Raw genomic sequence first — 26446 nt, 5'->3', positions numbered from 1 at the left:
GTCGTTGAGGAAAGAGTAAGCCCGAGCTTCTCGCGAGGTATATACCCCGAAAGAGGTATTTTCGTGCCAAATGCTTCGTGGGAGGTGTATATGGGGATTGCGCTCAAATGCGCAGGGCGGCAGAGGGGATCCGTCACATGAGCACCGACCTTGAAGGGCTGTTTGCCGCCTTCAACGCCACGATCGGCCGATCGTCGATGACGGATGCCGAATTCGGAGAGACGTTCCGTCAGATGATGGCGGCGCTGGTGCGGTTCGACTATGTGGTCGTTTTCGCCTATCGCGGCAAGGAGCGGCCGATCGATCTCTACAGCACTTTCGATCCGCAAGAGCATGTCGTCTTCGTCACGCTCTACCAGGCCGGTCCCTATCTGCTGGATCCCTTCTACCACACGGCGCGCAGCCGCCGCGAAGGCGTGCTCAGGATGCGGGAGCTGGCGCCGGATCGCTTCTTTTCCAGCGAGTACTACCGCACCTATTATGTGCAGACCGGACTTGCCGAGGAGATCGGCTTCTTCATTAATGCCGACGAGGACGTCACCATCGTCCTTTCGTTGATGCGACGCGAGAAAACCGGGGTTTTTCCGCCTGCGGAGTTTGCGATGCTGAAGAAGGTCGAGCCGCTGGTCGCAAACATGGTGAGATACTATTGGTCCGGCCTCGCCTCGCGCTTCGATGCGCAATTGGCGGCCGGCAGCAGGGGCCGGCGCAGGAAGGGTGAGAACGAGACCCTCCCGCCAGCGGAAGCCGTCTGGCGGGATCTCAATCTGACGAGCCGGGAGACTGCCATCGTCGAGCTCGTTTTACAGGGGCATTCGTCGGAATCGATCGGCCTGAAGCTCAATATCTCGACGGGGACGGTGAAGGTTCACCGCCGCAACGTCTATCGCAAGCTCGGCATTTCATCCCAGACCCAGCTGCTTTCGCTCTATCTCAAGAATCTCGCATAGTTCGGTCGAGACTCTAGCCCGAGATAGGCGCACCATTTCCATCTCTCGCAAGCAGCTTCAGCCAGGGACCGCAATGGAAGAAGGTCATGAGCAGATACATCGGCACCATCCCGCCGAGCACCGAGCTGCCCTGTGTAGAACAGATCATGTCGCCGTTTGAACCATAAGCGGATAACACGGTCATCAGGGCGAAGCTCGGCGCGGCGGCCAACGCCAGCAGCCGGCCGGCGATGACGGGCAGGGTAGGGGCGGTGCGGCCGCCCCTCTCACCGATTTCGGACGAGACGGACATCAGTTTGCTCCGTACCGATCGTGGTGCTTCCACCATACGCCGGTCTCGTTGCGTCCGAGCGGGGCGCGGTCCAGCCACTGATACATGCCCCAGAGCCCGTCAAGCCCGCGGGCATAGGAGGAGTAGGTATGATAGATGTCGCCGTCCTGCATGGCGAAGGCGCTGACGCCAGGCCGGTCGCGCGTGTAGGTCGGGACATCCGTCCCCGTCATTGACGCCATCAGTTCGACTGGGCCTTCGCTGCCGCGCAGCTCCCATTGCTGCATCGTCTTGCCCACCTGAGCGTCGGGTATTGGAGGCTCGCGGCGATAATTATATTCGATGCCGCCGTCGCGCTGTTCCTCCGGCGTGAACCAGACATTGAAATCATGGTTGAAATCGCTGTTGGCGGAAGAAGCCCAATCGAAAGTCCAGCCCATGCGCCGCTTGAACTCCTGCAGCTTCGCGAACGGGGCGCGGGAGATGGCCGAGAAGGCGACATCGTGATTTTCAAGATGTACGGCGATGCCGTTGAAGCCGTCTGCGATCGATGAGCAGGATGGGCAGCCGGCCGTGTAGTCCGGTCCGAACATGAAGTGATAAACGAGAAGCTGCGAGCGCCCCTTGAAGAGGCCCGAGAGCGGAACGACACCCTGGTCGGTCTCGAGCCGATAGTCCTTTTCCACCTTCACCCATGGCAATTCCTGACGACGGGCGGCGATCTCGTCGCTGCGCCGCGTCAGCTCTTTTTCTTGCTCCAGCAGGGAAAGCCGTGCCGAAAGCCATTCCTTGCGCGTTCCGGTCCTATGCGTCGTCATGGTTCATCTCCTCTTTGTGTCAGGTCTGTCCTTGTCGGCGCTGCATCTTGCCAGCCGATATGCGATAACTTACCGCTAGGGGCGTAAGGGGTGGGAGTTACAAGTGTGACGGGATTTCGATGGATTCGTTGATCGTCGCGGCTGCCCAGGCGCTTGCATCAGGCGACGTGCTGGGCGCGCTGAAGCGCGTCGCGCTGCGCGACGACGCCCCGGCGCTGGCACTGCGCGGCATCGCAATGGCGCAGCTGGGCGACCTAGCCCGCGCGAAGGTGTTGCTGAAGAATGCCGCGCGCGCCTTCGGCCCGCGCGAGGCGGTTGCCCGTGCTCGCTGCATCGTGGCCGAAGCCGAGATCGCCCTTGTCTCGCGCGACCTCGGCTGGCCCGAGAAAGCGCTGGAGACGGCACGGGCCGTTCTCGAAAAACATGGCGATCAAATCAACGCCGCCCATGCCCGCAATCTGCAGATACGGCGTCTGCTGCTGGTCGGTCATCTGGACGAGGCCGAACGGCTGCTGGCAAAACTCGATGCGTCGCCGCTGCCGCCCGCTGCAAAGGCAAGCCATGAACTGGCGGCTGCCGGCATCGCCATCCGCCGCCTGCGTATTCAGCCGGCACGCGCCGCTCTGGCGCGCGCCGAGGAAGCGGCCGGCAAAGCGGGAATCCCCGCGCTTATGGTCGAGGTCCGCGATGCGGCGCGCGCGCTCGATGAGCCGGCGGCACGCCTGTTTGCGCAGGGGCGGGAAAAGCTGTTGTCGCTTGACGAAGTCGAGACGCTTCTGGCGTCCGATACCTTGGTTGTCGATGCCTGCCGCAATGTCGTGCGCAGCGGTGGAGACATCATCTCGCTTGCGAGCCGGCCGGTGCTCTTTGCCCTGGCACGCGCGCTGGCCGAGGCGGCACCCGACGATGCGCCGCGGGAGCTGCTGCTTTCCCGGGCATTTCGCGCCCGTCACGCCGATGAATCCCATCGGGCCAGACTGAGGGTTGAGATTGGCAGGCTTCGCGCCGCCCTAGAGCTGCTTGCCGATATCAATGCGACACAGCACGGTTTTGCGCTGACGCCGCGAGGAAAGCGAGATGTCGTGGTGCTGGTGCCGCCTGTGGAAGTCGAGAATGCCTCGCTGCTTGCCCTGCTGTCGGATGGAGAATCCTGGTCGAGTTCGGCGCTATCTATCGCGCTCGCGATAAGTCCGCGCACGGTGCAGCGCGCGCTCGACGCACTTGCCGCGGATGGGATGGTGCAGGGCGTCGGCAACGGCCGGGCTCGCCGCTGGATGATGCCGCCGGTTCTTGACTTCCCGTCAACATTGTTACTCCCGGGACCACTGCCGAGCGACTAAGCTTTTGCATCATCGACACTCAACCAATCCCGACTGGAGGATGCATCCATGAAAAAATCCCGAGCGGAAATCATTCGCGAATACGGCCCCTTCGACAATGCGCCGCGTGTAAACGGCGTCACTTTCGACGGGCAGCACGTCTGGTTCGCCTCTGGCGAAAAGCTGCATGCCCTGAACCCGGAAAGCGGGGAGCAGGTGCGCACGATCGACGTCGCCTCGCACGCTGGCACCGCTTTCGACGGTCACCATCTCTATCAGATCGCCGAGGACAAGATTCATAAGGTCGATCCTGGAACGGGCAATATACTCTCCACCATTCCCGCACCGGGCAATGGCGGTGATTCAGGTCTTGCCTGGAGCGACGGCAGTCTGTGGGTGGGGCAGCATCGCGGCCGCAAGATCTACGAGATAGACCCGGAGACCGGCGCCATCCGCCGAACCATCGAATCCAACCGTATCGTCACCGGCGTGACATGGGTGGATGGCGAGCTATGGCACGGCACCTGGGAGGGCGACGAAAGCGATGTCCGCCGCGTCGATCCGGTGACCGGCGAAGTTTTGGAGCGGCTCGAAATGCCGGAGGGTACCGGCGTTTCGGGGCTGGAATCCGATGGCAAGGACCGTTTCTATGCCGGTGGCGGCGGCAGCGGCAAACTGCGAGCAATCCGCCGTCCGCGCTGAGTGGCGGCAACGAAGACGTCCTGCGCCTGGAATCGGTCGATCGATCCCAGGCGCTCGGTTTTGGAAAGAGTTGACTTACGTCTCCGGCTTAAAAGATCGCATCCCGATCACGACCGGATAGCGCGACTTTGAAGTTCGACGAGCCATAAACGGAGCTCCGGGCTAGGTCCTGCGATCGCCATCTCACGCATTTTGAACCAACCGCAATGCCATGCGTTTTCAACATGGAAGCCATGCCTTGCCGGCTTCCGCTTTCATTGCCATATTTCACTTACCAACCGCATTTCAATCATTCCAAGTTGCGAGCCGCGCCGATCCTGACGGATGTCGTGAATGGTCGGGCACGCCAAGGAGAAGTCATGAGTGAGATCACGAAAAGTCTTGGCGAAATGAACTTGCAGGAGCGCGCCGATCTTATGGCGGCCGTCGCGGATGTACTGCAAGCCACCGCCGAAGAGGCCGAGGAGGATGGCGATACGCTTGCCGTCACCAATTCGCTGTTCCTGGCATGTAATCTGCGCGGCTGTTCGTCCGATCTCGGGCTGAATGATCTCAAAGCCGCGGAACTGCTATTGGAGCAGGGGATCACCTTCATCCATCTGCTGAATGGGCGTAAGAAAGGTCGTGGGCTGCTGCATTGACGCAATAAATGGCCGGCCCGGCTGCATCCATCCGATTCAGGACGTACGGATGGATGCTTTGCGCGGTTTGGTTTCCCGTACCATCGGGCCGGCCTTCTCCGGCCGACATGACGACGGTTGGCGCGATCGCCTCAATCTTCCTGAATGGCGCTGTCTTTGGCCGTATCCCGCATGAAGAGATAGACGATGAGCGAAATGCCGATCATCGCGGTCACGTACCAATAGAAACCCTGTTCCCAGCCGCTGCTCTTGAATTTCAACGCCACGAATTCGGCTGTGCCGCCGAAGAGTGTGTTGGCCAGCGCATAGGGCAATGCGACGCCGAGAGCCCGGATATGAGCAGGAAACAGTTCCGCCTTCACGACGGCATTGATCGATGTGTAGCCGGTGACGATGACCAGTGCGCCCATGACGAGCAGCCCGGCGAGGAATGGATCCCTCGTGGTTTCGAGCGCCGAGAAGATCGGATAGGTAAACAGCATACCGCAGAGACCGAAACCGATCATCAGCGGCTTGCGGCCGATCTTGTCGGAGAGGCCACCTGCAATCGGCTGCAGCAGCATGAAAATGAACAGCGTGATTGCGTTTATCTCGCTCGACGTTTCCCGGCTGAACCCCGAGGTGTTGACCAGGAATTTCTGCATGTAGATCGAATAGGCGTAGAAGGCGAGCGTGCCGCCAGCCGTGAGCAGCATGACGAGCGCGGTTTCCTTGGGGTGCCGGGTGATGAGCATCCAGAAGCCGGATTTCTGTGTATCGCTTGCGCGTGCATTCTTGAAGCTTTCGGTTTCTGCCAGGCCGCGGCGCAGCCAGAAGACCACGACTGCAAGCGCTGCTCCCATGAAAAAGGGAATGCGCCATCCCCAGGCATTCAGCGCTTCCGTCGTCATCGCGGCCTGCAACAGGATCAACAGTGCAATGGCAAGAAGCTGACCTGAGATCAGCGTGACATACTGAAAGGACGAGAAGAAACCGCGACGCTGGCGACCGGCCATCTCGGAGAGGTACGTCGCGGAGGCGCCATATTCGCCGCCGACCGACAGGCCTTGCATTAGGCGGGCGAGAACCAGAAGTGCCGGTGCCAGCACGCCGATGGTCTCATATCCCGGCGTCAGCGCGATAATTAGCGACCCCGCACACATCAGCGTCACCGAAAGGGCGAGGCCGGCTTTGCGGCCCTTGCGGTCGGCATAGAGCCCCATGATCCAGGCGCCGATCGGCCGCATGACGAAGCCGACGGCAAAGACAGCTGCCGAATTCAACAGCTGCGCCGTCTGGTCGCCGGCGGGGAAGAAATGCGGTGCGAAATAGAGCGCGAATGCAGCATAGACATACCAGTCGAACCATTCGACCAGATTGCCGGTGGAACCGCCGATGATCGATTTCAGACGTTGACGCCGCGCGGCTCCTTCGGTCGCCGCCGTCGTCGTGATGGTATCTTCTAATGTATTCAGCATTGTTCCTCTCCTCCCGTTCTCACTTCGGATCGTCGTTACGCGGCGATGGCGCAGCAAACGACAGGTTTGTCAGGAGAGCCCTATGCATTTGGGCGGCTGGCGGTCGGCCATTTAAGGCGCCATCGGCAATACCGTAGCTCGACCCCAGTAGCCAACTGTTCTGCGTATTGAAGGTCCACTCTCCCAGTGATCCTATTGATAAGTGGGGAAAACGCGAGGTGCGAGATTTTAGGAGAGGTCAGGATATTCTATTGATATAATTCACTTTTCCTCGGACGTACTGCCGATTGCGGGGATATGATGCGCAAGATTTTGCATGACTATTTCGGGGTTTGTGCAATATTCTGCACATATGAGGGGATCAAGTCTGAAGCGAATTGTGCTGTTGGTGGTGGCCAGTTTGGCCGCTGCCGCGGCCATTTGGTGTTCGGCCCTTTTGCTTGCGCGTCAGGATGCGCTGAGGCGGCTGGATGCGGAGGCGAACGGGCTCGCGGTCCAGCACATTCGCCTGCTTGACAGTGAGCTCGCGCGGTTTCGGCTTCTTCCAATCGTGCTTGGCGAATATCGTGATCTTGGCGAGGCGCTCGCTAGCCCCACGACGGACGCTGCCCGGCGGCTTGATGAAAAGCTTGGTTTCCTGGCGCGGGAAACCGGCGCCTATATCATCTATCTCGTCGATCAGAAGGGGCTTGTCATTTCCGCATCGAATGCGGGGACCGAAGATAGTTTCGTTGGCAAGAACTTCAGCTTCCGCCCCTATTTTTCCGAGGCGCTGAAAGACGGCACGGCGGAATATTACGGCGCTGGAGCGATCAGCGGCCGGCCAGGTCTGTTTCTGGCCCGCAGGGTCGGCGATGCTGCCGCTCCGGTCGGAGTCGTCGTAGTCAAATTCGAGTTCGATGCGGTATCGCGAATCTGGGCGAACGATCCCGGAAAAACGTTTGTCGTTGACGAACATCAGATCATCCTTGCCGCATCCGAGCCGTCACAGGTGCTGACGACGCTTGCACCTCTATCGTCCGAAGTCCGGGTTGGCATCGCCGCAAGCGGCCAATATCGCGACGCCGCCCTTGGGCAGGGAAATTATCTCGCCGAGGATGCCGGTCGCATACGCGGTCCACGAGGTCGGATCATGATCGCTGCCGAGCAGCCGGTGGGCGGGACACATTTGCGTCTCCTGCATCTTCTCGACACCCGCGCGGCGCTGCAGGAGGCACAGGCGCGCGCCTGGCTGCTGGCTTTACCCGTCATCGTCGGTTTGGCCGTCGTTGTTGCTGCGATCTGGTGGCGGATGACCCGGGCGGCCAGGGCAGCGGCTGATCGGCGAGCGCTTGAGGAGGCCGTCGCCGCACGCACGGCCGAGCTGCACGAGGAGATGGCTGAACGTGCGCGCGCCGAGGACCGATATCGCGATGCTCGGGAGGAACTTGCCCAGGCGAACCGGCTTGCTTCTGTCGGTTCGATCACGGCGGGGTTGATGCATGAAATAAACCAGCCTGTCGCGACCATCCGCACCCTTGCCGAGAATGCGCGCCACCATCTCGCGGCCAATCGTCTCGATCGCGTTGGCGCCAATCTCGATGCCGCGGTCGAGGTGACGGCGCGTATCGGGACGATTACGCAGGAGATGCGACGGTTTTCGCGCAGGGGGCGACGCGCAGCAGCAGCGGAACCGCTCGATGCCATCATTGCGGGCGCCTTGCTGCTGGTGGGGAATCGATTTCGCAAAGCCGGCGTGCGGCTGGATCTGCCGGCGAAAGGGCTGCCGCATGTGCTTGCCGAGCGGGTGCGGCTGGAGCAGGTCATCGTCAATCTGCTGCAGAACGCTATCGATGCGGTTGCCGGTATCGAGGATCCGCATGTTGCGCTGCTCGTGGACGCCGCCGGAAAGGATATGGTGAAACTGACCGTCGCCGATAATGGCCCCGGCATCGATCCGGCATTGGCCAAGGAGATATTCCGCCCATTCATTACCGGCAAGCCCGATGGGCTCGGTCTTGGGCTCGGGATCGCACAGGACATTATGAACGATCTCGGCGGATCGTTGACTATCGGTTCGTCGCCGCTCGGCGGCGCGGCATTCGTAATGACTATGAGGCGGGCATGACCCTGGAAGCGTCGCAGAAAATCCTTCTGGTCGAGGACGATGGTCCCTTCAATGCAGCGCTTACCGATTCCTTCGTCATAGCGGGCTTCGACGTGGAGACGCATGGTGATGGGCAATCTGCGTTGGCAAGTCTTGCAACCGCATTGCCCGGTGTGATCGTCAGCGATATCCGCCTGCCGCGCATCGATGGGCACGATTTGCTGGAAGCCGTGCTGGCGCGCGATCCGGATTTGCCCGTTATCCTGATGACCGGCCACGGCGATATCGCCATGGCGGTCGGCGCGCTGAAACAGGGCGCCTACGATTTCATTGCCAAGCCCTTTGCCACCGATCACCTGATCGCATCCGTGCGCCGGGCGCTGGAAACGCGCCGCCTGGTGCTGGAAAACCGGCGTTTGCGACAAGCAGCCGCAGAGGCGGAGGACGCAGCGCCGCTTCTCGGCCAGACGGCGGTCATGGCACGGTTGCGCGAGACGATCCGCCAGGTTGCAAATGCCGACGTGGATGTCCTGATCGAAGGCGAAACGGGGACCGGCAAGGAACTCGTGGCTCGGCTCATCCACCGCTGGAGCAGGCGGCGCGCCCGCAGCTTCGTCTCGGTCGATTGTGCCTCCCTGCCGGACGCGATCGCCGACGAGGTCCTGTTCGGAAACCGCGCCCGGCGCGGACGTATTGCCGAGGCAGATCGCGGCACGCTGTTTCTCGACGAGATCGATAGCATGTCCCCCATGCTGCAGGGACGGCTTCTGCGCGTTGCCGAGGAACGCGAGCTGCCTTCGGTGAGTGGCGAGTCGACCCCTGTCGATCTTCGCATTGTCGCTGCGACGAAGCACGCTCCGCATGGCTCGGTGGCTGAAAACCGCGTTCGCGCCGATCTGCTCTATCGGTTGGAAACCGTGCGGATCCGTATTCCGCCCCTGCGGGAGCGCCGGGCTGATATCGGACTGTTGTTCAGCGCCTTCCTCGACGAGGCCGCCCGCCTGCACGGCGTGCCGCGTCCGCCCATCGATGCCGCGATGGAGGCGCGATTTCTAACCGACGACTGGCTGGGCAATGTCCGGGAGCTGCGCAATTATGCGACCCAAGTGGCGCTTGGCCTTGCCTCCGCTCGCAGCCAACCTTCCGTGGAGCTCGGCCTCTCCGATCAGATGGATCACTTCGAGGCAAACATTCTGCGGGCCACGCTGGAGAGATATGAGGGGGATATTTCCGAGGTTGCGCAGGCGCTCAAACTGCCGCGCCGAAGTCTCTATGCCCGTCTGCAACGCCACGGCATCAATCCATCGGCCTACCGTAAGTGAGATCAGTCGAGAGTGAGAGGGCGAGTATAGTTTACTGCCTCAACTTGATGGCGTGATGCGTATTGAATGTAGTTTTCTCCATATCTGTATAGATGTGCGATGTATAAAATAGATTAACGATGTATTAATCATAATTATTCTGCGTAAAATAGAGAATAATTAATACATGTTGAGATATTGTGGCTCGCCTGCATGATGCAGCAGTTAAATTAGAGAGCTATGATATGCTTGATTTGCCTAAATTGATGCAGCTATTACTATTTGCAGCCGTTATATTGTTATTTTTCCGCTGGGTCGTCGAGGACATGAACAGGTAGCCGCTTTCGGCGCCTGAAGAACCAGCGCCGCGCGATTTGCTTCTTCAGTTCACGGTTTCCCTGTCGTCCCGGCAAGACCGCTTGCGTCTCTATTCGGCAAACTGACGGGGACTGAACAATAGCGCCTGGGGTTTCCGGACGCCATTGAGGCGCATCGTATGATTGTCATGGTACAGACGCAGATCGCTCTTACCAGCTTCAGGCCATACGGTATCGCGTGCATAAACCCGCATGGTTCAGTGGGCACCTGCGCCGCCGCCGGCTTGCGGACGCTTGGTGAACAGCATGGTGATCGCTGCGATGGCAAGCACCACGCCGATGACGGCGAAGGTGTCGCTGAAGCCCATGATCAGCGCCTGTCTCTTGATGATCTGGCCGAGGGCGATGATCGCCTTCTGCTGGGCTGCCTGATGGTCCGAAACTCCATGCGACAGGAAGTAGCCGGTCATCTGGTCGATCCGCTCGCGAACCTCGTCACGGGCAAGGGTTACGGATTGGCCGATGATGTTGGAGTGGAACTGCTCGCGTTTGGTCAGGATAGTCCCAAGCGAGGCAGTGCCCACGGCGCCGCCGAGGTTGCGCAGCATGTTCGTCAGGCCCGAGGCCGCGGCAGCGTCCGCCGGAGCAATTCCTGCTGTCGTGATCGCGGTGACGGGCGTGATGACGAAGGCCTGGCCGATGGCGCGAACGATGTTCGGAATGAAGAACTGGTCTCCGGCATTATCGGCGGAAAGCGTGACGTTCATGAAGCAGCTAAGCGCAAAGACCGCAATGCCGAAGAAGGCAAGCCAGCGCACATCCACCCGCTTCATCATCAGCGGAACAAGGGGGATCAACAGCAGCTGCGGCAAGCCCGTCCAGGCAAGGACGTTGCCGATCTGCTCGGCATTGTACTTCTGCACCTGGCCGAGATATTGCGGCAAGATGTAGACCGTCCCGAACAGCGCGACACCGACGAGAATATTGGCAAGCACGCCCAGCCCGAAATTCCTTTGCTTCAGCAGCCGCAATTTCACCAGCGGCTTCGAAACCTTCAATTCGATGATAATGAAGAGCGTCAGGAACACGGCCGCGACGATGCTGAGCCTGACGATGAAGGGCGAGGAGAACCAGTCGTCCTTGTTGCCTTCTTCAAGCACGGTTTGCAGGGCAGAGAGGCCGATCGCCATCGTCACGATACCGGCCCAGTCGCCTTCGCGCAGCAGCTTCAGCTGCATGGGCTGTTTGTCCAGCGTCAGGGCAAGTGCCACGACCATGATGGCGCTCGGGCCGGCATTGATGAAGAAAATCGTCTGCCAGCCGTAATTCTCGGTCAGATAGCCGCCGATCGTAGGGCCGATAGCCGGAGCGAAGGTGACGGACAGCGCGAAGATCGCCAGCCCCAAGGGCTGCTGCGGCTTCGGAAGCTTCGTCAGCACCATGGTGAAAGCCATCGGGATCAGGACGCCGCCGGCAAATCCCTGCAGGCCGCGAAGCACGATCATCGTTCCGAGATCGTGGGCAAAGGCGCAGGAGAGAGATAACAGCGGAAACAGAACCGAGTTCACCAGGATATAACGGCGAAATGAAAAGACGCTGCTGAGATAGGCGGTGAGCGGAATGACGACGATCTCGCCGATCAGATAGGAGGTCGAGATCCAGGCGCCATTATCAACTCCGGTGCCGATGCCCCCCTCGATATCGAGGAGGGAGGCATTGGTGATCTGGATGTTCAGGATCGCCATGAACGCGCCGATCATGCCGGCCAGCACTGCGATCCACTCTCTTGTCGATGCGCGCGGCTCCGCCGCTGCGGCCGGCATCGCGCGGCCATCCATTGTGATGGTGGACATTGTGAGGGCTCCCGCCGTCAGTTCCGCTGTGCGACGTCTGCTTTGGTGTTGATACTCGGCTCGACGGACATTCCCGGGCGAAGTTCACCGCTATTCATGGTCTGCGGGTCAAGCGCAATCCTGACCGGAATTCGCTGAACGACCTTGGTGAAGTTGCCGGTCGCATTGTCCGGCGGCAGCAGGGCGAATTCCTGTCCGCTTGCCGGCGCAAGGCTGTCGACATGACCATGGAAGACCTTGCCGGGGAACATGTCGACTTCGATATCGACAGGTTGGCCGGCATGGACGTTCGTCAGCTGCGTCTCCTTGTAATTGGCGACGACATAGGCCTGGTCGGTCGGCACGAGCGACATCAGCTGCGTTCCCGCCTGGACATATTGGCCGATGCGCAGCGTACGGTTGCCGACGGTGCCGTCGACGGGAGCCGTGATGGTCGTATAGGAAAGGTTCAGCTCGGCCTGGTGCTGGACGGCCTGACTTTTCTGCAGGGCGGCGGTTGCCTGTGCGATCTGGGCTTTCAGAAGTGCAACCTGTTTGACGGCACCTTCCAGCGTTGCGGTATCCCTGACGATGGAAGCCTGCGCCGCGGCGATCTGCGATGCGGCCTGCTGCGCGGTCTGCACGGCCGCATAACCGTTGGAGGCGAGGCTGGCGTAGCGCTTGTTGTTCTGCTCTGCGAAGGTTTCGTTGGCCTTGTCCACATCCAGCGTTGCCCGGGCTGCGGCGATCGTCGACTGCTGAATATCCAGCGAGGCCTGCTCGGCCTCTATGGTCGCCAAAGCCGCGGCGACATCGGCCCTTGCCTGGTCAAGTGCAGCCCGGAAGTCACGGTCGTCAATGCGGGCGAGCGGCTGGCCGGCCTTTACTGTCTCATTGTCCTTGACCAGCACTTCCGCCAGATAGCCTGAGATCTTCGGGGCGATCGAGCTGTTGTCGGCCTGGACATAGGCGTCGTCGGTCGACACCTCGAAACGGCCGTTCTGCCAATAGTCGTGCCCGTAATAGCCCACGGCGGCGATAATGGCGATCGCGCCCCCGCCATACAGCAGCCGGCGCGGCGTCTTGCTACGCTTTGCTGCAGTATTGCCGTCCGCCTGGTCTTGTCGTGCCTCCGGACGGGGCTCGGCTGTTATGCCTTCCTTGGCTTTCGCCTCAACAGTCCCCTGCGCCTCGCTGGAAGCGCCTTCGGACGTTACGATATGCAGATTGTTAGCCATGTACTTGCTCCTGACAACGGTCGCTGCCGGGCAGGGGTAGCGGCCAAGTTCATTTTAGAAACTTGCTATTTTCCAAAATAAGCGCTATAAAATCCAAGTCAACTGGATTTTGGAAAATATCTATGGTCCTAAATCAAAAAGCCACGAAACGACCACGAGGACGGCCGCAAGTCCGCTGTGATGACGACACCAAGGCGATCGTGCTTTCGTCTGCGCGCAAGCGTTTTCTGGAGGCGGGCTATGCCGCTGCATGCGTCAACGACATCGCGCAGGATGCGGGAGTATCGACCAAAACAGTCTATCGGCTGTTCGAAAGCAAGGGCGAGATCTTCAATGCCGTGATTACGGATCGCATCGCGCGCTTCAACGTCGAGGTGGATCAGGGCTTGCTCAGGCACACGGATCTTCATCATGGGCTGGAACAGATCCTGATTGCCTACGGCCGTCTGGCACTGGACCCGGAAACCATCGCGATCAATCGTCTGGCCGTAGCGGAGGCTGATCGCTTTCCCGAAATCGCGGCCTCCTTCTACGAACGGGCGATCAGGGCCTCGACCGTGGTTTTCGAGGTATGGCTGCGCAGCCAGCACGATAAGGGAGCGATTAGAATTGCCAATATCCCCCTCGCGGCCGGCTTCCTCAGGGGCATGATGACCATGGAGCCGCAGCGGGCTGTCATGCTGGGCCAGCGCGAGGCTCCTGACGATGAGGAAATAAGAACCCGCGCGACCGAATGTGCGGCGATCTTCCTGCAGGGCTGCATTTCCGGCTCGGCTTGAGCCGGAAATGGAAGGGCGAATGGTGTCCGCGCAATTGCGGGCAGCCTTCGGACCGGTCAAGGCGCAATGGTGAAACTGTAGCTCCCGTTGGTTTTGTGGCCGTCCGTGGAGAGCACATGCCATTCGACCGTGTACTTGCCGGCCGGCAATTTGTCGGTCAAGGGCACCATCAGCGTGGTGCCGCTGTTCATCAGCATGCCTTCTCCGGTCTTTACGCTCGCCTTGTCGGGGCCGGTGACCTTGACGCCGCTGAATTTCAGATTGAGGCCTTCCGAGAAAGTCAGGTCGAGCTCCGATGGCGCGGTCTTGACCGTGCCGTCGGCTGCCGGAACGGCCGACTTCAGATGGGCGTGTGCCATGGCCTGGCCGGCAAAGGCGATGCCGATGACGCCGGCAGCGAGGAGCAATTTCTTGATCGGGGGCATTTGGTTTCCTCATCCTGTTGATGATCCGAAGAAGGTCTGCGGATCGTATGATGGCGATCGCTCGATCGCCGATATCCGTTACGGGCAGAGCCGGACGGAATTTCCATTTCCCAGTGGTGCTTACGCGCCACGGAATTAATCCTGCCGCAGCAGATTTCGGATCTTCTGCAGCGCGACATCGTTGTTTTCCTGATAGGCGATGGTGCCTCTGAGATTGCCGCCGGCATCGATGAGCAGCACGGAGGCGGTATGATCCATGGTATATCCACCGTCTGGGCTCGGCACCTTCTTGGCATAGATGCGCCAGCCCTTGATGGCCTTCTGCATTTCGGTGGGATCACCCGTGATCCCGGTGATGCGGTCGGTAAAATTGCCCGTGTAGCTATGCATGATCTCCGGCGTGTCGCGCTCCGGGTCGACGGTAAAGAAATAAGCTTTCAACCCATCGGCCTGCGGTCCGAGCGTCTTGAACCAGCCCGCCATATCGTAAAGCGTTGTCGGGCAAACGTCGGGGCAATGCGTGTAGCCGAAATAGACGAGCGAGGGATGGCCCGACAGGGCCTTTTCGGTGATGGGCTCACCGCGATCGTCCGTGAGCGTGAAGGCTGCGCCGGGACCGCCCGTGGCCTGCACCTCAGGCAGCACGAGGAACGTTGCGTAGCCGATCGCGCCCGCACCGGCGACAAGCATAAGGGCGACGGTGGCTGCAACGAAACGTCGTCTATTTGACATGGGACGTCTCCTTGTTCGCCGCTATCGATCCGACCGGGAAATCGACGTCGACAGAGCCGGCTTTTTCGAATTTGAGCGTTGCTTTCACCGTCTGGCCCTGAAGGAAGGGCTCGGCAACCTTCATGAACATGAGATGATAGCCGCCGGGTTTGAGTTCGACGGTCTGGCCGGCCGGTATCGGCAGGCCGCCGGCAAGCTCGCGCATGATCATGACCTCCTTGTCCATCTTCATCTCGTGAATCTGGACTGTTGCGGCGCGCGGTGAACTTGCAGCCACCAGCCGGTCGTCGGCGCCGCCCGTATTCGTGATGGTCATATAACCGCCACCGACGGGAGCTCCCGGCACCATGGCGCGAACATAGGGCGCGGAAATGGTGAGATCGCCGATTTTGACATCGTCGGCACAAGCGAGGGAGGAAGAAAGGAACGCCAGCCCGAAAGCGGCAAGGGCAAAAATCTGTCTCAGCATGATCGATATCCTTGATCCGGAAAAGGAGCGGACAGGCGAAGCCTTTGGGCTCCGCCCGGTCTCGTCAGGAAAAGAAACGCCGGAGCGGCGGCACGAAACGAACCACGAACCGGTCGAGGAGCAGCATCGCGACGATGGCGGCTCCCGTCAGCGGGAAGGCCACCCCGAAGATGATGGCGATGAGCCACAGGCCGATATAGACCGATTTCTGCGGCGGCATCGGCGGCACGCCGAGACGGCCCGATGGCCTTCGCTTCCACCACATGGTGGCAGCCGTCACGCAGCAAAGAATGATGGCGAGACAAGTGGCCAGCATCAGGAGCTGGTTGAAAAGCCCCCATTCCTGTCCCTGATGGAGGTTGATGCCCCATTCGATCGCCTTGCCGAGCGCCGGATACTGGTCATAGGAAATGTCGACGAGCGGCTTGCCGGAATATTGATCGATGTGGACCGTTCGCTCCTCGCCGAGGTCGCCGAAATAGTGACTTGCGGTATAGACGCCGGTCGGATCTGATGGGATCGCAAGATCGGAGCCTGCAACCATGCCTAGGCCATGCATGATGTGGACCGCTTTGTTCAGGCCGATCGGCCTTGCAGATTGCGCTGCGGCGATATCAGAGAGCGGAACGGGCGCATTCTCAACCACCCAGCCGGCGCGGCTGACAATATCCTGTGTGACTTTCGTCGATTTCGGCACCTCGTCCCACACGGCTGCCGGCGTGCCGAGATTGTTTGCAGTCAGCCAGGCGTTGACGTTGGCGCCCCAGTAACCGGACCACGGCATGCCACTGAAGGCCAGGAAGAAGATCAGGATGCCGGCAAAGGCCCCCGTCACGGCATGCAGGTCGCGCCAGAAGACGCGCCGGGACGGATTGCCGCGAACCGTGAGCACGCCGCCGCTCTGCTGTCGCGGCCACCAAAGATAGATGCCGGTCACCACGAGGATGAGGGCAAAGCCCGCGACGATCTCGATGAGGCGATTGGTCCATGTCCCGAAATATTCGAGGCTGTGGATACGCTTAACGACCCAGCCGAATTCCTGTTTCGAGCCGACCGCTCCCAGAATGCTGCCGTCATAAGGGTTGACGTAGACGATGGCTGATTGGCCGTCCTTGGATACCGTTACCCAGGCCGAGCGGTTCGGTGCCGACGCTTCGTGATAGGAGGTTGCGCGGGTGCCGGGAAAGGCTGCGAGCGCCGCATCGGCGATTTGCTGTGGCTGTAGCATCGTGCCGGTCTCGGCAACAAGGTAGCGATGCGAATAGAAAGTGTCGGCAATCTGATCCTTGAACAGATAGAGCGAACCGGTGATCGCCAGATTGAGCATGAAGGGAATGACGAGAAGGCCAGCAAAAAAATGCCAGCGCCAGATCGCACGATAGAGCGACATATTATGGTGTGCTGCGGCTGCAGGCTCTGCAGCGGTAAGGGCAGACATGAAATCCTCCGAAGATCGGTAGGCTGCCATGATCGATCTGGGGAGGGGCGGCGATGGTTCGCCATTTGAGGTGAGCTTGCTTCACTTAAGCAGCCGGACCAATCGGCCCCGCCTTCTTCGGCAAAGTACAGTCAGGAACACCAATCCTCAGATTTTACGACCAAGGGGTCGCGATGCGGCAGCGTTGACGGCGGGCGTCACGGCGAGGCCGCAGCGCCGGTTCAGCCAACGATGTCGAGGAGGGGAGGCGCTCTCGGTCCTGTGTTCGGCGGATAAAGCTGGCGGTGGAAAGCCTCCGATCTTGCGATGACGGTTTCTCCGCGCGGTGAGGCAAGGCACTCGCAAATGTCGGTCGGAGGCGTGGGCAGCATCGCAGCGGACGCGATCCGGCATGCCTCGCATCCAGGCGCATAGGCTTTCCCATGCACCTTGCCGTCGGCATCCTTGTAGGTGACGCAGAGGATGGGCAGCGATCCGTCCGGAAGCCTGTACTGGGCAAGCTCGATTGGGGATACTTCGTCCGCTATTGCCACGATCGGCTGATGGGCGAAGCCGACAAGCAACAATGCAACGGCGCAAAGAATGCGCGTGCTCCACTGTCCTATACGCGAAATTGTCTTCCGCATTCTTGTCCCCACCACCGCATTCGCGGATAAGGTTTCACTCATAGGGCAGGCCTATCACAAGCGCAATGCGTCAATTCGTGCCGTGATCCTGCCGCACTGCCGATCGATGAGAAGCATATAAACTATTTTTAGAGATCGCATGGTATCTCGTAAGGACTTCGACCATGCCGCCACAGCTCATCCATTGCGGCGCGTAGCGAAGACTGGGAATAGCCATGGAAATCGAAACACATTTGATCTCGCTAATACGTGTCCTCGGCCAGGTGGCGATCATTGTCTATGCCTATTCCTGGGTCATCCGTATCGTCGAGCGCGGCGCTTTGAAATCCGTGGCCGTCGGGCTGCTGTTCGGGCTGGTCGGCATCCTGTCCATGGGCGATCCCATCCAATGGATGCCAGGTGTGATCCAGGATGGCCGGTCGATCCTCCTTGTTCTTACGCCGATCTATGGTGGCCTTCTAGGAACCATTGTCGCTGCGGTGATGATGGCCCTGTTTCGGTTCATGGTGGGCGGCATGGGCGCCGTGGTCGGCGTTGCCGGCATCGTGATTGTTGCGGCCGTGGGCTATGCGCTCAGTCTGCTGCCGCGACAATGGACTGGCACGGGATGGAGGCGATCGGCCCTGTTCGGTCTGGCGACCTGCTCATCCATTGTGGTTGTCTTCCTTTTGCCGTGGGCGGTTGCGCACGCCCTGCTCCTCTCGGCGACACTTCCGGTGACGATCGTCAATATCCTCGGCGTCATGCTGCTGTCAGACCTGCTGCAGCGGGAGCAATATCGCATCGGCATACAGCGTGCGTTGGAGAATGAAGCGAGCCTCGACCCACTCACAAGGCTGCCCAACCGCCGCGTGCTGCAGCGCGAAGGCGATCGATGCAGCAAAGAAGCGGGTACGCGGCGCATCCCTTTCTCGATTATCATGCTCGATATCGATCATTTCAAGAAGATCAACGACAGCTGGGGCCATTCCTTCGGCGACACCGTTCTGGCTCGGCTGGCCGATGTTATCAGGCAAACCGTGCGCAAGACCGATATTGCGGCCCGCTATGGCGGCGAGGAGATCGTCGTGTTGCTGCCGAACACGGATATGAGGGCTGCGGCTGCCGTCGCGGAGAAAATTCGCAAGGACATCGAGGGCACAAGCCTGATGTTTGAGCAGGAAGCCGTCCATGTCACCGTTAGCATCGGTATTGCTTGTTCCCTTGAGCCGACGACGGATTTCAAGCATGTGCTCGAGGCTGCCGATAAGGCACTCTATCGAGCGAAGGCGAGTGGAAGAAATCGGGTTGAACTGGCAGAGGCCGCATAGGTCGGCTGTCATTCTTCGGCGATGAGCACGTCGTGCTTTCCCGCATTTCCCGGCAACTCGCATGCGCGAGGATCTGCTGCAGGAAGCATCCCGGCAGGCAATGCATGATTTCGCCGCGCTCGATCCCTCGGAGCGATCGCGGGAAAAACGCGATGTGGTTCAGTTCAAGCGGTGGCGGAACATCCAGGCGGCAACCGGCATCGTCGCGGCGGCGATGGCGACGAGTGCCAGCATATCCGGAAACAGCGCGTCGATGCCGGCACCTTCGAGATAGACGCCGCGCGTGATGCTGATCGCGTATTTCAGCGGATTGATCATCGTCGCATATTGCAGGACTTCCGGCATGTTGTCGGTCGGCGACATCAGACCGGAGAGCAGCATGAACGGCATCAGGAAGACGAAGCAGAGGATCATCGCCTGCTGCATGTTGGCGGCAATCGACGATAGGAATAGCCCGAAGCCGATGGCCGCGGCAAGGAAGAGGCTGAGCCCGAGATAAAGCGTCAGGAACGAACCGGCAAACGGGATACGGAACCAGAACAAGGCCACCAGCAGGATCGTCGATGCCTGGGTAATGCCGACGATCATCGAGGGAACGGCCTTGCCGATCATGATTTCGGTCGGCGTGAACGGTGCGACAAGCAATTGATCGAAGGTGCCTTCCTCGCGTTCGCGCGCAACGGACATGGCCGTCAGCATCATCGTCATCAGCATGGTGATGGTCCCGATGAGCGAGGGGACCATGCTCCATCGCGTTTCCAGTTGCGGGTTATACCATGCCCGCGTCGTGACCCTCATGCTGCCGTTGGAATTCCCCTTTTGTGCCAGCCAGTCGGAGGTGAAGTCGCTGACGATCGTGTTGGCATAGCCTTGCGCAATGCCGCTGGTGTTGGAATTCCTGCCATCCGCGACGACCTGCACCGTGCCTGAGGTGCCGGCTTCCAATTGCCGTTCGAAATCGCGCTCGATGACGATGATGAGTACGGCTTGCTTGGTATCGAGCAAGCGGATGGCCTGGCCGGTCTGCGTCAGTGTCGCTACCCTTTCGAAAATGCCTGATCCCTCGAGCTTTGCGACGAGGTTTCTCGATGTCGTCGTCCTGTCCTGGTCGACGAGCGCATAGGGAACATGATTGAGATCGTAGGTGGCGGCGTAACCGAAGATCAGGCATTGCAGGATCGGCGGCACGACAAGGCTTGCCCGGCTTCTCGGGTCCTTCAGGATAACGAGAAGCTCTTTGCGGATCAGGGTCAGGATGCGCAGAAGCGATGCGATCAACATGGCTATGCGATCCTCTTGCGGGTCATGCGCACGGCAAGGGCCAAAAGCGCTGTCGCCATGCCGGCAAGCACTGCGGCATTGGGCAGGATGACGCTCCAGATATTGCCGGCGAGAAACAGGGTTTGCAGCAGGGTAACGAAATATCGGCCGGGGAAGATGTAGGTGATGATCTGTACGGCCCAAGGCATGCTCCTCGGATCGAACATGAAGCCGGAAAGCATCATGGCTGGCAGGAAGGTCACGAGAACGGTGACCTGGCTGGCAATGAACTGGCTCTTCGTGATCGAGGATATGGCAAGGCCGAGTCCCAGCGCGACGAGAAGATAGAGCATGGATACGACGGTCAGGACCAGCAACGATCCGCGAAGCGGCACGCCAAAGAGAAGCCGGCTGCCGACGACGCAGAGCGCAAGGCCCGCAAGCCCCAGAAGAAAATAGGGGACGGTCTTGCCGAGCAGGATCTCCGTCGAGCGCACCGGCGTTACGAACAGCGCTTCAAAGGTGCCGCGCTCCCATTCCCGCGCCATGACGAGGGCGGTCAGCAGCGCGCCGATCAGCGTCATAACGAGGACGACGAGACCAGGGACGAGGAAATAGCTGCTGTCGTTGGCCTCGTTGAACCACAGGCGGGATTCGATCGTGACGCCGCTGCCGCCGGCCGTCCCTTTGCGCGAGGTTTCCTTGGCGGCCCAGACGCCAACGGCCGCTTCGGCATAGCTCAGCGAGATGCGCGCCGTATTGGCATCGCTGCCGTTGACGACGGCCTGAACCTCGCCACTGCCTTGAGCAACCTTCCGCGAGAAATCCGAGGGAATGCGCAGGATCGCCTGAACTTCGGAGGACAGAAGCATCTTTTCCGCCTCGGCCATCGTCTTGACGCGCTTCGGGGAGAAATAGCTGGAGAGTTCGAAGGAGGAGGCGAGGCCGCGCGCCTCGGCTGAATTTTCTTCCATGACGATCGCGACGGGAACGTTCTTGACGTCGAGATTGATGCCGTATCCGAACAAGATCAGCAGGGCCACGGGCATGACGATACCGATCGCAATGCTGCTCGGATCGCGCAGGAGCTGCCAGGTTTCCTTGCGGATGAGGGCGCGAATGCGGCGCAAGGCTGCGCGCAATCCTTGGCCGGAGCTGTCTTTGGACTGGTTCATGCCGCCTTCTCCATTTTCCTATGGCGCTCCTTCTCGACGATCGCAATAAAGGCCTCCTCCATCGTCGCTGCCGCCTCGCCGTGCGCTCCCGCGCGGGCCCGGATTTCGACCGGTGTTCCCTCGGCCAGGTTTTTGCCGGCATCGAGAATGATGATCCGGTCGCAATATTCGGCCTCTTCCATGAAATGGGTCGTCACGATGATGGTGACGCCCTGTTCGGAGAGGGCAGTGATCCGTCCCCAGAATTGCCGGCGTGCCAGCGGATCGGCGCCGCTGGTCGCTTCGTCCAGGAAGAGAATATCGGGCTCGTGCAGCAGCGCGGCGGCCAACGCCAGTCGTTGCTTGAATCCGCCTGGCAACTGTCCGCTCGGCAGCTTTGAGAACTGGTCGAGTTCGAACTGGCTCTTCAGGGCGACGATCCTGTCCTTTCTGCGCCGGCCACGTAAGCCATAGGCGCTCGCGAAGAATTCCAGATTTTCGTCGACGCTGAGCTGGCCGTAGAGCGAGAATTTCTGCGCGACATAACCCAGCTTTTCTCGTGCCTTCGCACCTGCCGTCAGGAGGTCGGAGCCGGCGACCATCAAGGTGCCGCCAGTGGCCGGAAGCAGGCCGCAGAGCATCCGGAACGTCGTGCTCTTTCCTGCGCCATTCGGACCGAGGAGGCCGTAGACCTCACCTTTGCGGACGCTGAAGCTCACATGGTCGACGGCCGTGAAGTCCCCGAATTTGCGGAGGAGGTCACGCACCTGCACGACCGTTTCATCGCCGTTGCGACGGTCGGATGGCTGGCCGCTGTGCGTCTGGCGCTCGGCGTCGCCGACGACGGCGGAAAACAGCATCATGAAGGCGTCTTCGAACCGGGGCGCGACGCTCTCGGTATCGAGCTCAGTCTCATCCAGCCGCAGCGGCTCGCGCGTCTGCTCCGGTTTGCGCACGATCCGGACGCGGCCGGCTTCCGGCACGGCATCCACAATGCCGGGCAGCGCGAACAAGCGCGCTTGCAGCGATCTAGCCGGCATGTCCTCCGGACCTTGTACCATGAAGCAGCAGCCATCGGCCTTTGCCGTAATCTCTTCCGGCGGCCCCTGATCGAGGATTTTGCCCGCGTGCATGAGCACGGCATGTTCGCAGCGTTCGGCCTCGTCGAGATAGGAAGTTGCCACGATCACCGAGAGCCCGTCCTCCCTGACGAGCTTGAAGACGATCTCCCACAGCTCGCGCCGCGACAGCGGATCGACGCCGACCGTGGGTTCGTCGAGAAGCAGCAGTTCCGGCGCCCGCACCAGCGTGCAGGCAAGGCCAAGCTTCTGTTTCATGCCGCCTGACAGTTTTCCCGCCGGCCGCTCCTTGAAGCGACCGAGCTGCGTCATTTCGAAGAGGCGCGGATAGGTCTCGTCACGCTGGGATTGCGTCACGCCATGCAGATCGGCGTAAAGATCGAGGTTCTCCTGAACGCTCAGATCCTCGTAGAGACCGAACTTCTGCGGCATATAGCCGATCCGGTCCTGAACGCGCTGCGGTTCCCTAGCAATATCGACGCCGATCACCTGCAAACTGCCTTCATTCGGCGCGATGAGGCCGCATGCCAGGCGCAGCAATGTTGTCTTGCCGGCACCGTCCGGGCCGACGAGGGCGGTCAGCGCTCCCTTGCGGACCTCCAGCGAGACATCGGCAAGCGCCTCCACCATCTCGCCGGTGTCGCGGCGAAAGGTCTTGCGGACATTCCTTGCTGTGACCGAGAGATCGCCGGCGCTCATGGCATTCCCACTCTATTGCTGCTGCGCGGTTGCGACATTCGCCTGCTCGCCGGGAAGCGGCCGGACGGTTGCCGGCATGCCCAGCCGCAGCGCGTTATCGGGATCGTCCACGAAGACCCTGACTTCATAGACGAGACTTGTGCGCAGCTCTTCCGTCTGCACCGATTTCGGCGTGAACTCCGCAACCGAGGAGATGAAGCCGATCCACCCGGGGATCGCCCGTCCGGGCAGCGAATCCACGCTGACGTTAGCCTTCATACCGGGACGAAGCATTCCAAGCTGTGTTTCCGAGACATAGGCGCGCACCCATTTCGGGCTGATCGTCGCAAGCGAGAATGCCGCTCGCGTGGGTGAGGCCATCTCGCCGGGCTCGATCAGTCTGGACTGCACGATGGCGTCGACCGGTGCTTTCAGTTCGGCATCGGCAAGCTGCTGGTGCAGAAGCGCGACATTGGCTTCCGATGCATGAAGCTGCGCTTCCGCCTCCTGAATGTCCTCGACTCGGGAACCGACGACAAGCAGATCGAGCGCCTTCTGATTGGCGACGACCTTGGCGTCGGCAACGGCGGCGGCAGAGCGCGCCTCATCCAAAGCCTGTTGGCTGACGGCGGCCTTGGGAGCAAGCGCGTTCTGGCGCTCGAACTGGGCGCGGGCATTGACCGCTTCCGCCTTGGCGGATTCGAGATTGGCGCGGGACTGCGCAATCTCTTCCGGACGATTACCGTTCTTGAGGCGCTCAAGATTGGCCCGCTGACTTGCTGCCTGCGCCTCGGCCTGGGCGACCTGGGGCTGAAGACGGCTCGTATCCAGCCTGGCGACGACCTGGCCTTTCTTGACTTGCGCGCCCTCTTCGACAAGGACTTCGGCGACGCGTTCGCTGCCGTTGAAGGCGAGGGTAAGTTGCCGGAAGTCGATATTTCCATAAAGAACAAGCTCGTTCGAGCCGTTGTCCCGATGGAAATACCACCAGGCTCCGCCCGCGGCGGCGATCAACAGGAGCAAGATGACGACGATGCGCTGCATGCTGTATTTGAACTCCAAAGAGATGCCAGCTTTGATGAAACGAACGGTGACAGAGATCGATCCGCGGGACGATTATAACACTTGTCAAATTCAAATTTCAAATTAATATTTGAATTACTAGAAGGCGAAAGCAATGGCCAGAGGCATAAGACGAACGGCGCGATCTCGAGATCGGCAGGACGGGGCTGCCACGCGGATAAGCCTGCTTGAGGCGGGCGGCGCCGTCTTCGCCGAATTCGGCTTCGATCGCGCGACTGCAAAGGAAATCGCCTTGCATGCGGGAACGAATGCGGCGGCGGTCAACTACCATTTCGGCGGCATCGAGGCCTTGTACGAAGACGTTCTTGCCGAGGCGCATCATCGCCTGATGAGTTACGATGTGCTTGCCCGCACGGTGGGCGCGGACATCGAGTCGAAGGAGAAGCTGCGCCGATTTATCGGGTTGCTGGTCAAAGTGGTGCGAACCGGCAATGAGCACTCATGGCCGGCCAAGGTGATTGTCCGCGAACTGATCGCGCCGACGCCGCACATCGACAAACTGCGGCGCGAGGAAATCGAGCCCAAGAAAGCCTTGCTGTTCGGCGTCATCGCCCAGATCATCGGCGTGGCGCCGGACCATCCGCTCGTTGCTCAGGCGGCGCTTTCGACGATGGCGCCATGCTTCATGCTGCTGGTAGCCGAAAAGCGCGTGTCCGAGATCATTCCGGCGCTTGGACGGGAAGCGACCACGGATGAGGAGCTGGCAGACCGGCTCTTTCGCTTCACGCTTGGCGGCCTTACCCAGCTCTCCCTGCCAGTACAGGCGGCGGCGGGATCACCGGAACAGCCGAGCTGACTCCTGGCAAATCGCGCCTCGGGAAATGCTTCAGCCTTCGAAACCGAAACGTTCGACATCGAAGTCGTCGCCATCGTACGCTTCGGCCTGGGCCTCCGCCATGTCGTCATGCATCGGAATGGGCGCGCTGACGAGGCTCGGGAGCGTCATGTCGACTGCCATGCCCGGCGGTTGCAAGGCCCAGGCGACGATGGCTCCGGTCGACATGGCTCCGACGCCGCCGGATACGTCCTGCACGGCAGAGCTTGGCAGGCGCTCCATTGGCTGCATCTTTGCCATGGCGCTATCGGCTGTATTCTTCGCATTGTCCGAAACTACGAGCTTTCCGGCGTCGCTGCGTCCCACGATCAGGCTGGCGAACACAGCGGGAGGGGCGGGTCTCTCCGGTGCGGCCGTCGGGACAACGACGATGCTGCTGGTCGGCCGCCAAGCCGGCAGCGGAACGGCATAGGCCGCAAGATCGGCAAAGGGCTGGCTCTTGTTTTCTTCGGTCACTCGCTTGCTGAGCTGAAGCTCCAGTCCAGTCAGGGCCCGGCTCCTGGGCGTCGGCAGCATGCTGGTGAGAAGGCTACGGTCGGGCGTGTCATTGCGCGACGCTATCGATGACCCGGCGTCGTCATCGTCATCCACGACGGCTGCGATCCTGCTGCTCATTTGAGATGGCCGCTTTTTGGATTGGGCGACCGCCACATCATAGCCCGGCAGCGGTCTGCCATCTGCCGGCACATGCAGCGTCTGCCCATTCGGGAAAAGCCGCGCGAGTTCCTGGCGCGACATTCTCGGCCAGGCTCGCACCCTGCCGACATCGAGATGCACGAAGGGCGAGCCCGAATTGGGATAGAAGCCCACGCCGCCGATCTGCATCTGCATGGCAATCGCGCGCAGGCTCGCAAGCTTCACGCCGGGAATGTAAAAATCCATCGCCTTGCCGAGCGTATGCTGGCTGTGTTTGGCAACGCCGGAGCTGCGCGAGCGGTTGCGCAGCATGCTGTTGGTCGAGGGAGAGCGGTAGGCCGAGACGACGTGAATGGCCTCGTTGGCGCCGCTGCGGCGATAGACCTCCCAGACGAGATCGAGCAATTCCGGATCGATCCTGGTCGGCTCGTTCTTTCGCCAATCGCGTAAGAAACGATTGATTTGAGCAAGGCCCCGCGGGTCATATTTGCCGCCGCGTTTGAAGACGATGGTCGCTCTTTCCCCCGTATGGGTGAAGAAGAGCTTGAGTGCCCGATCCTCGGCCGCCGCGGTGCCGGCAAAAGCACCGAGCACCAGCATTGCGATCAGCGCCACCCGGCAAGCGACGAATGAGAAAGTCGTGGCGAAAACCGTCGCCGGAATGGAAAAGATCACGTGATGCACGGATACGACTTTCGCCCTTGCTAAGAGAAACAGAAATCAGAGGCGCCGCGTCCGCGGCATCGCTATACCCTCCAATTATGGTCAATAAATCCCTAACGGACCGTTTATAGGTGGAAACGGCAAAATTTTGTCCGTTCGAGCGCATTCATAGGGCGGCGGAAGTCACCTCCAGCCCTGGCGACCCTTATTCCGGAAAGCCTCAGTTGTGCCGTTGCAATTTTGTGTGGGCATCAACCAGTGCCTGTAAGGCGCTGTCTTTCGAAAGCTGGGGAAAACCCGGCTTTGCAAACGTTTTCGCGTGGGTTGCAAACTGCCGGCCAAGACAG

Annotated in this window: 24 protein-coding genes; 9 read left to right on the top strand and 15 right to left on the bottom strand. The window is 60.5% G+C overall.

The features are described 5' to 3' along the window. Positions 1-137 precede the first annotated feature (137 nt). The gene (locus GDN47_RS08970; RefSeq protein ID WP_152093099.1) at positions 138-950 is read left to right on the top strand and encodes a helix-turn-helix transcriptional regulator; all 813 of its coding nucleotides are present in this window, start codon (positions 138-140) and stop codon (positions 948-950) included. 13 nt (positions 951-963) lie between these two features. On the opposite strand, the gene GDN47_RS08965 is transcribed toward GDN47_RS08970, so the two are convergent. Together GDN47_RS08965 and GDN47_RS08960 are read right to left on the bottom strand one after the other, a co-directional pair. Then, positions 964-1242, bottom strand: a complete 279-nt coding sequence (locus tag GDN47_RS08965; RefSeq protein WP_152093098.1) for a hypothetical protein — start codon at positions 1240-1242, stop codon at positions 964-966. Continuing rightward, a complete protein-coding gene (locus tag GDN47_RS08960; RefSeq protein WP_113389447.1) occupies positions 1242-2039 on the bottom strand; it encodes a DUF899 domain-containing protein in 798 nt (265 codons plus the stop codon). The genes GDN47_RS08965 and GDN47_RS08960 overlap by 1 nt, the downstream gene beginning before the upstream one ends. 119 nt (positions 2040-2158) lie before the next feature. Here GDN47_RS08960 and GDN47_RS08955 point away from each other — a divergent pair, with 119 nt between their 5' ends. The 3 genes from GDN47_RS08955 to GDN47_RS08945 all read left to right on the top strand — a co-directional run bounded on the left by GDN47_RS08955 (position 2159) and on the right by GDN47_RS08945 (position 4701). Next, complete coding sequence (locus GDN47_RS08955; protein ID WP_152093097.1) at positions 2159-3379, top strand: helix-turn-helix domain-containing protein; 1221 nt, start codon at positions 2159-2161, stop codon at positions 3377-3379. A 48-nt stretch (positions 3380-3427) separates the two neighbouring features. Beyond that, positions 3428-4060: a Vgb family protein gene (locus GDN47_RS08950; RefSeq protein ID WP_113329477.1), complete on the top strand. Its 633-nt coding sequence runs from the start codon at positions 3428-3430 to the stop codon at positions 4058-4060. A gap of 359 nt (positions 4061-4419) precedes the next feature. After that, positions 4420-4701 carry a hypothetical protein gene (locus tag GDN47_RS08945; protein ID WP_145319188.1) on the top strand — a complete coding sequence of 94 codons (282 nt, stop codon included), beginning with the start codon at positions 4420-4422 and terminating at the stop codon, positions 4699-4701. A 131-nt stretch (positions 4702-4832) separates the two neighbouring features. Here GDN47_RS08945 and GDN47_RS08940 read toward each other — a convergent pair whose 3' ends face one another. Next, entirely contained in the window at positions 4833-6158 is a 1326-nt protein-coding gene (locus GDN47_RS08940; protein WP_113350739.1) for an MFS transporter, read from the bottom strand. 391 nt (positions 6159-6549) lie between these two features. Between GDN47_RS08940 and GDN47_RS08935 the strand changes: the two genes are divergently transcribed. Together GDN47_RS08935 and GDN47_RS08930 are read left to right on the top strand one after the other, a co-directional pair. Further along, positions 6550-8265: a sensor histidine kinase gene (locus GDN47_RS08935; RefSeq protein WP_233788589.1), complete on the top strand. Its 1716-nt coding sequence runs from the start codon at positions 6550-6552 to the stop codon at positions 8263-8265. After that, positions 8262-9566, top strand: a complete 1305-nt coding sequence (locus tag GDN47_RS08930; protein WP_152093095.1) for a sigma-54-dependent transcriptional regulator — start codon at positions 8262-8264, stop codon at positions 9564-9566. Before GDN47_RS08935 ends, GDN47_RS08930 begins: the two co-directional genes overlap by 4 nt. Before the next feature lie 553 nt (positions 9567-10119). Here the strand turns inward: GDN47_RS08930 and GDN47_RS08925 are convergent. After that, positions 10120-11715 carry a DHA2 family efflux MFS transporter permease subunit gene (locus tag GDN47_RS08925; RefSeq protein WP_113329473.1) on the bottom strand — a complete coding sequence of 532 codons (1596 nt, stop codon included), beginning with the start codon at positions 11713-11715 and terminating at the stop codon, positions 10120-10122. Positions 11716-11732: 17 nt separating this feature from the next. Continuing rightward, on the bottom strand, positions 11733-12932 hold the full coding sequence (locus GDN47_RS08920; RefSeq protein WP_152093094.1) for an HlyD family secretion protein: 1200 nt from the start codon (positions 12930-12932) through the stop codon (positions 11733-11735). Positions 12933-13054: 122 nt separating this feature from the next. Between GDN47_RS08920 and GDN47_RS08915 the strand changes: the two genes are divergently transcribed. After that, complete coding sequence (locus GDN47_RS08915) at positions 13055-13711, top strand: TetR/AcrR family transcriptional regulator (RefSeq protein WP_113329471.1); 657 nt, start codon at positions 13055-13057, stop codon at positions 13709-13711. A 56-nt stretch (positions 13712-13767) separates the two neighbouring features. Here the strand turns inward: GDN47_RS08915 and copC are convergent, their stop codons facing one another. The 5 genes from copC to GDN47_RS08890 all read right to left on the bottom strand — a co-directional run bounded on the left by copC (position 13768) and on the right by GDN47_RS08890 (position 17401). Then, on the bottom strand, positions 13768-14136 hold the full coding sequence (copC, locus tag GDN47_RS08910; RefSeq protein WP_152093093.1) for a copper homeostasis periplasmic binding protein CopC: 369 nt from the start codon (positions 14134-14136) through the stop codon (positions 13768-13770). A gap of 135 nt (positions 14137-14271) precedes the next feature. Beyond that, complete coding sequence (locus tag GDN47_RS08905) at positions 14272-14868, bottom strand: SCO family protein (protein WP_145319207.1); 597 nt, start codon at positions 14866-14868, stop codon at positions 14272-14274. Continuing rightward, positions 14858-15337, bottom strand: coding sequence for a copper chaperone PCu(A)C (locus GDN47_RS08900; RefSeq protein ID WP_113350747.1), 480 nt, complete (start codon positions 15335-15337; stop codon positions 14858-14860). The genes GDN47_RS08905 and GDN47_RS08900 overlap by 11 nt, the downstream gene beginning before the upstream one ends. Before the next feature lie 64 nt (positions 15338-15401). Beyond that, the gene (locus GDN47_RS08895; RefSeq protein WP_152093092.1) at positions 15402-16775 is read right to left on the bottom strand and encodes a PepSY-associated TM helix domain-containing protein; all 1374 of its coding nucleotides are present in this window, start codon (positions 16773-16775) and stop codon (positions 15402-15404) included. A gap of 221 nt (positions 16776-16996) precedes the next feature. Then, positions 16997-17401 carry a hypothetical protein gene (locus GDN47_RS08890; protein ID WP_173002473.1) on the bottom strand — a complete coding sequence of 135 codons (405 nt, stop codon included), beginning with the start codon at positions 17399-17401 and terminating at the stop codon, positions 16997-16999. Positions 17402-17616: 215 nt separating this feature from the next. On the opposite strand from GDN47_RS08890, the gene GDN47_RS08885 reads away from it, so the two are divergent. Further along, entirely contained in the window at positions 17617-18711 is a 1095-nt protein-coding gene (locus GDN47_RS08885; RefSeq protein ID WP_113329465.1) for a GGDEF domain-containing protein, read from the top strand. A gap of 159 nt (positions 18712-18870) precedes the next feature. Here the strand turns inward: GDN47_RS08885 and GDN47_RS08880 are convergent, their stop codons facing one another. From GDN47_RS08880 to GDN47_RS08865, 4 genes are read right to left on the bottom strand one after another with little or no spacing between them, the layout of a single operon-like run. Then, positions 18871-19992 carry an ABC transporter permease gene (locus GDN47_RS08880; RefSeq protein WP_152093090.1) on the bottom strand — a complete coding sequence of 374 codons (1122 nt, stop codon included), beginning with the start codon at positions 19990-19992 and terminating at the stop codon, positions 18871-18873. Positions 19993-19994: 2 nt separating this feature from the next. Further along, a complete protein-coding gene (locus GDN47_RS08875; RefSeq protein ID WP_152093089.1) occupies positions 19995-21146 on the bottom strand; it encodes an ABC transporter permease in 1152 nt (383 codons plus the stop codon). Continuing rightward, entirely contained in the window at positions 21143-22903 is a 1761-nt protein-coding gene (locus tag GDN47_RS08870) for an ATP-binding cassette domain-containing protein (protein WP_152093088.1), read from the bottom strand. The genes GDN47_RS08875 and GDN47_RS08870 overlap by 4 nt, the downstream gene beginning before the upstream one ends. Before the next feature lie 12 nt (positions 22904-22915). Then, complete coding sequence (locus GDN47_RS08865; protein WP_152093087.1) at positions 22916-23926, bottom strand: HlyD family secretion protein; 1011 nt, start codon at positions 23924-23926, stop codon at positions 22916-22918. 133 nt (positions 23927-24059) lie between these two features. On the opposite strand from GDN47_RS08865, the gene GDN47_RS08860 reads away from it, so the two are divergent. Beyond that, positions 24060-24761 (top strand): TetR/AcrR family transcriptional regulator, encoded by a 702-nt coding sequence (locus tag GDN47_RS08860; RefSeq protein ID WP_152093086.1) that lies wholly within the window; start codon positions 24060-24062, stop codon positions 24759-24761. A 30-nt stretch (positions 24762-24791) separates the two neighbouring features. Here GDN47_RS08860 and GDN47_RS08855 read toward each other — a convergent pair whose 3' ends face one another. Next, the gene (locus GDN47_RS08855; RefSeq protein WP_173002472.1) at positions 24792-26120 is read right to left on the bottom strand and encodes a peptidoglycan L,D-endopeptidase MepK; all 1329 of its coding nucleotides are present in this window, start codon (positions 26118-26120) and stop codon (positions 24792-24794) included. Positions 26121-26446 lie beyond the last annotated feature (326 nt).

It is taken from the genome of Martinezella dioscoreae, from assembly GCF_009176305.1.
Lineage (GTDB): Bacteria > Pseudomonadota > Alphaproteobacteria > Rhizobiales > Rhizobiaceae > Rhizobium > Rhizobium dioscoreae.
The sequence above is the reverse complement of the archived record's forward strand: the minus strand, read 5'-3'. Positions and strand labels throughout refer to the sequence as shown.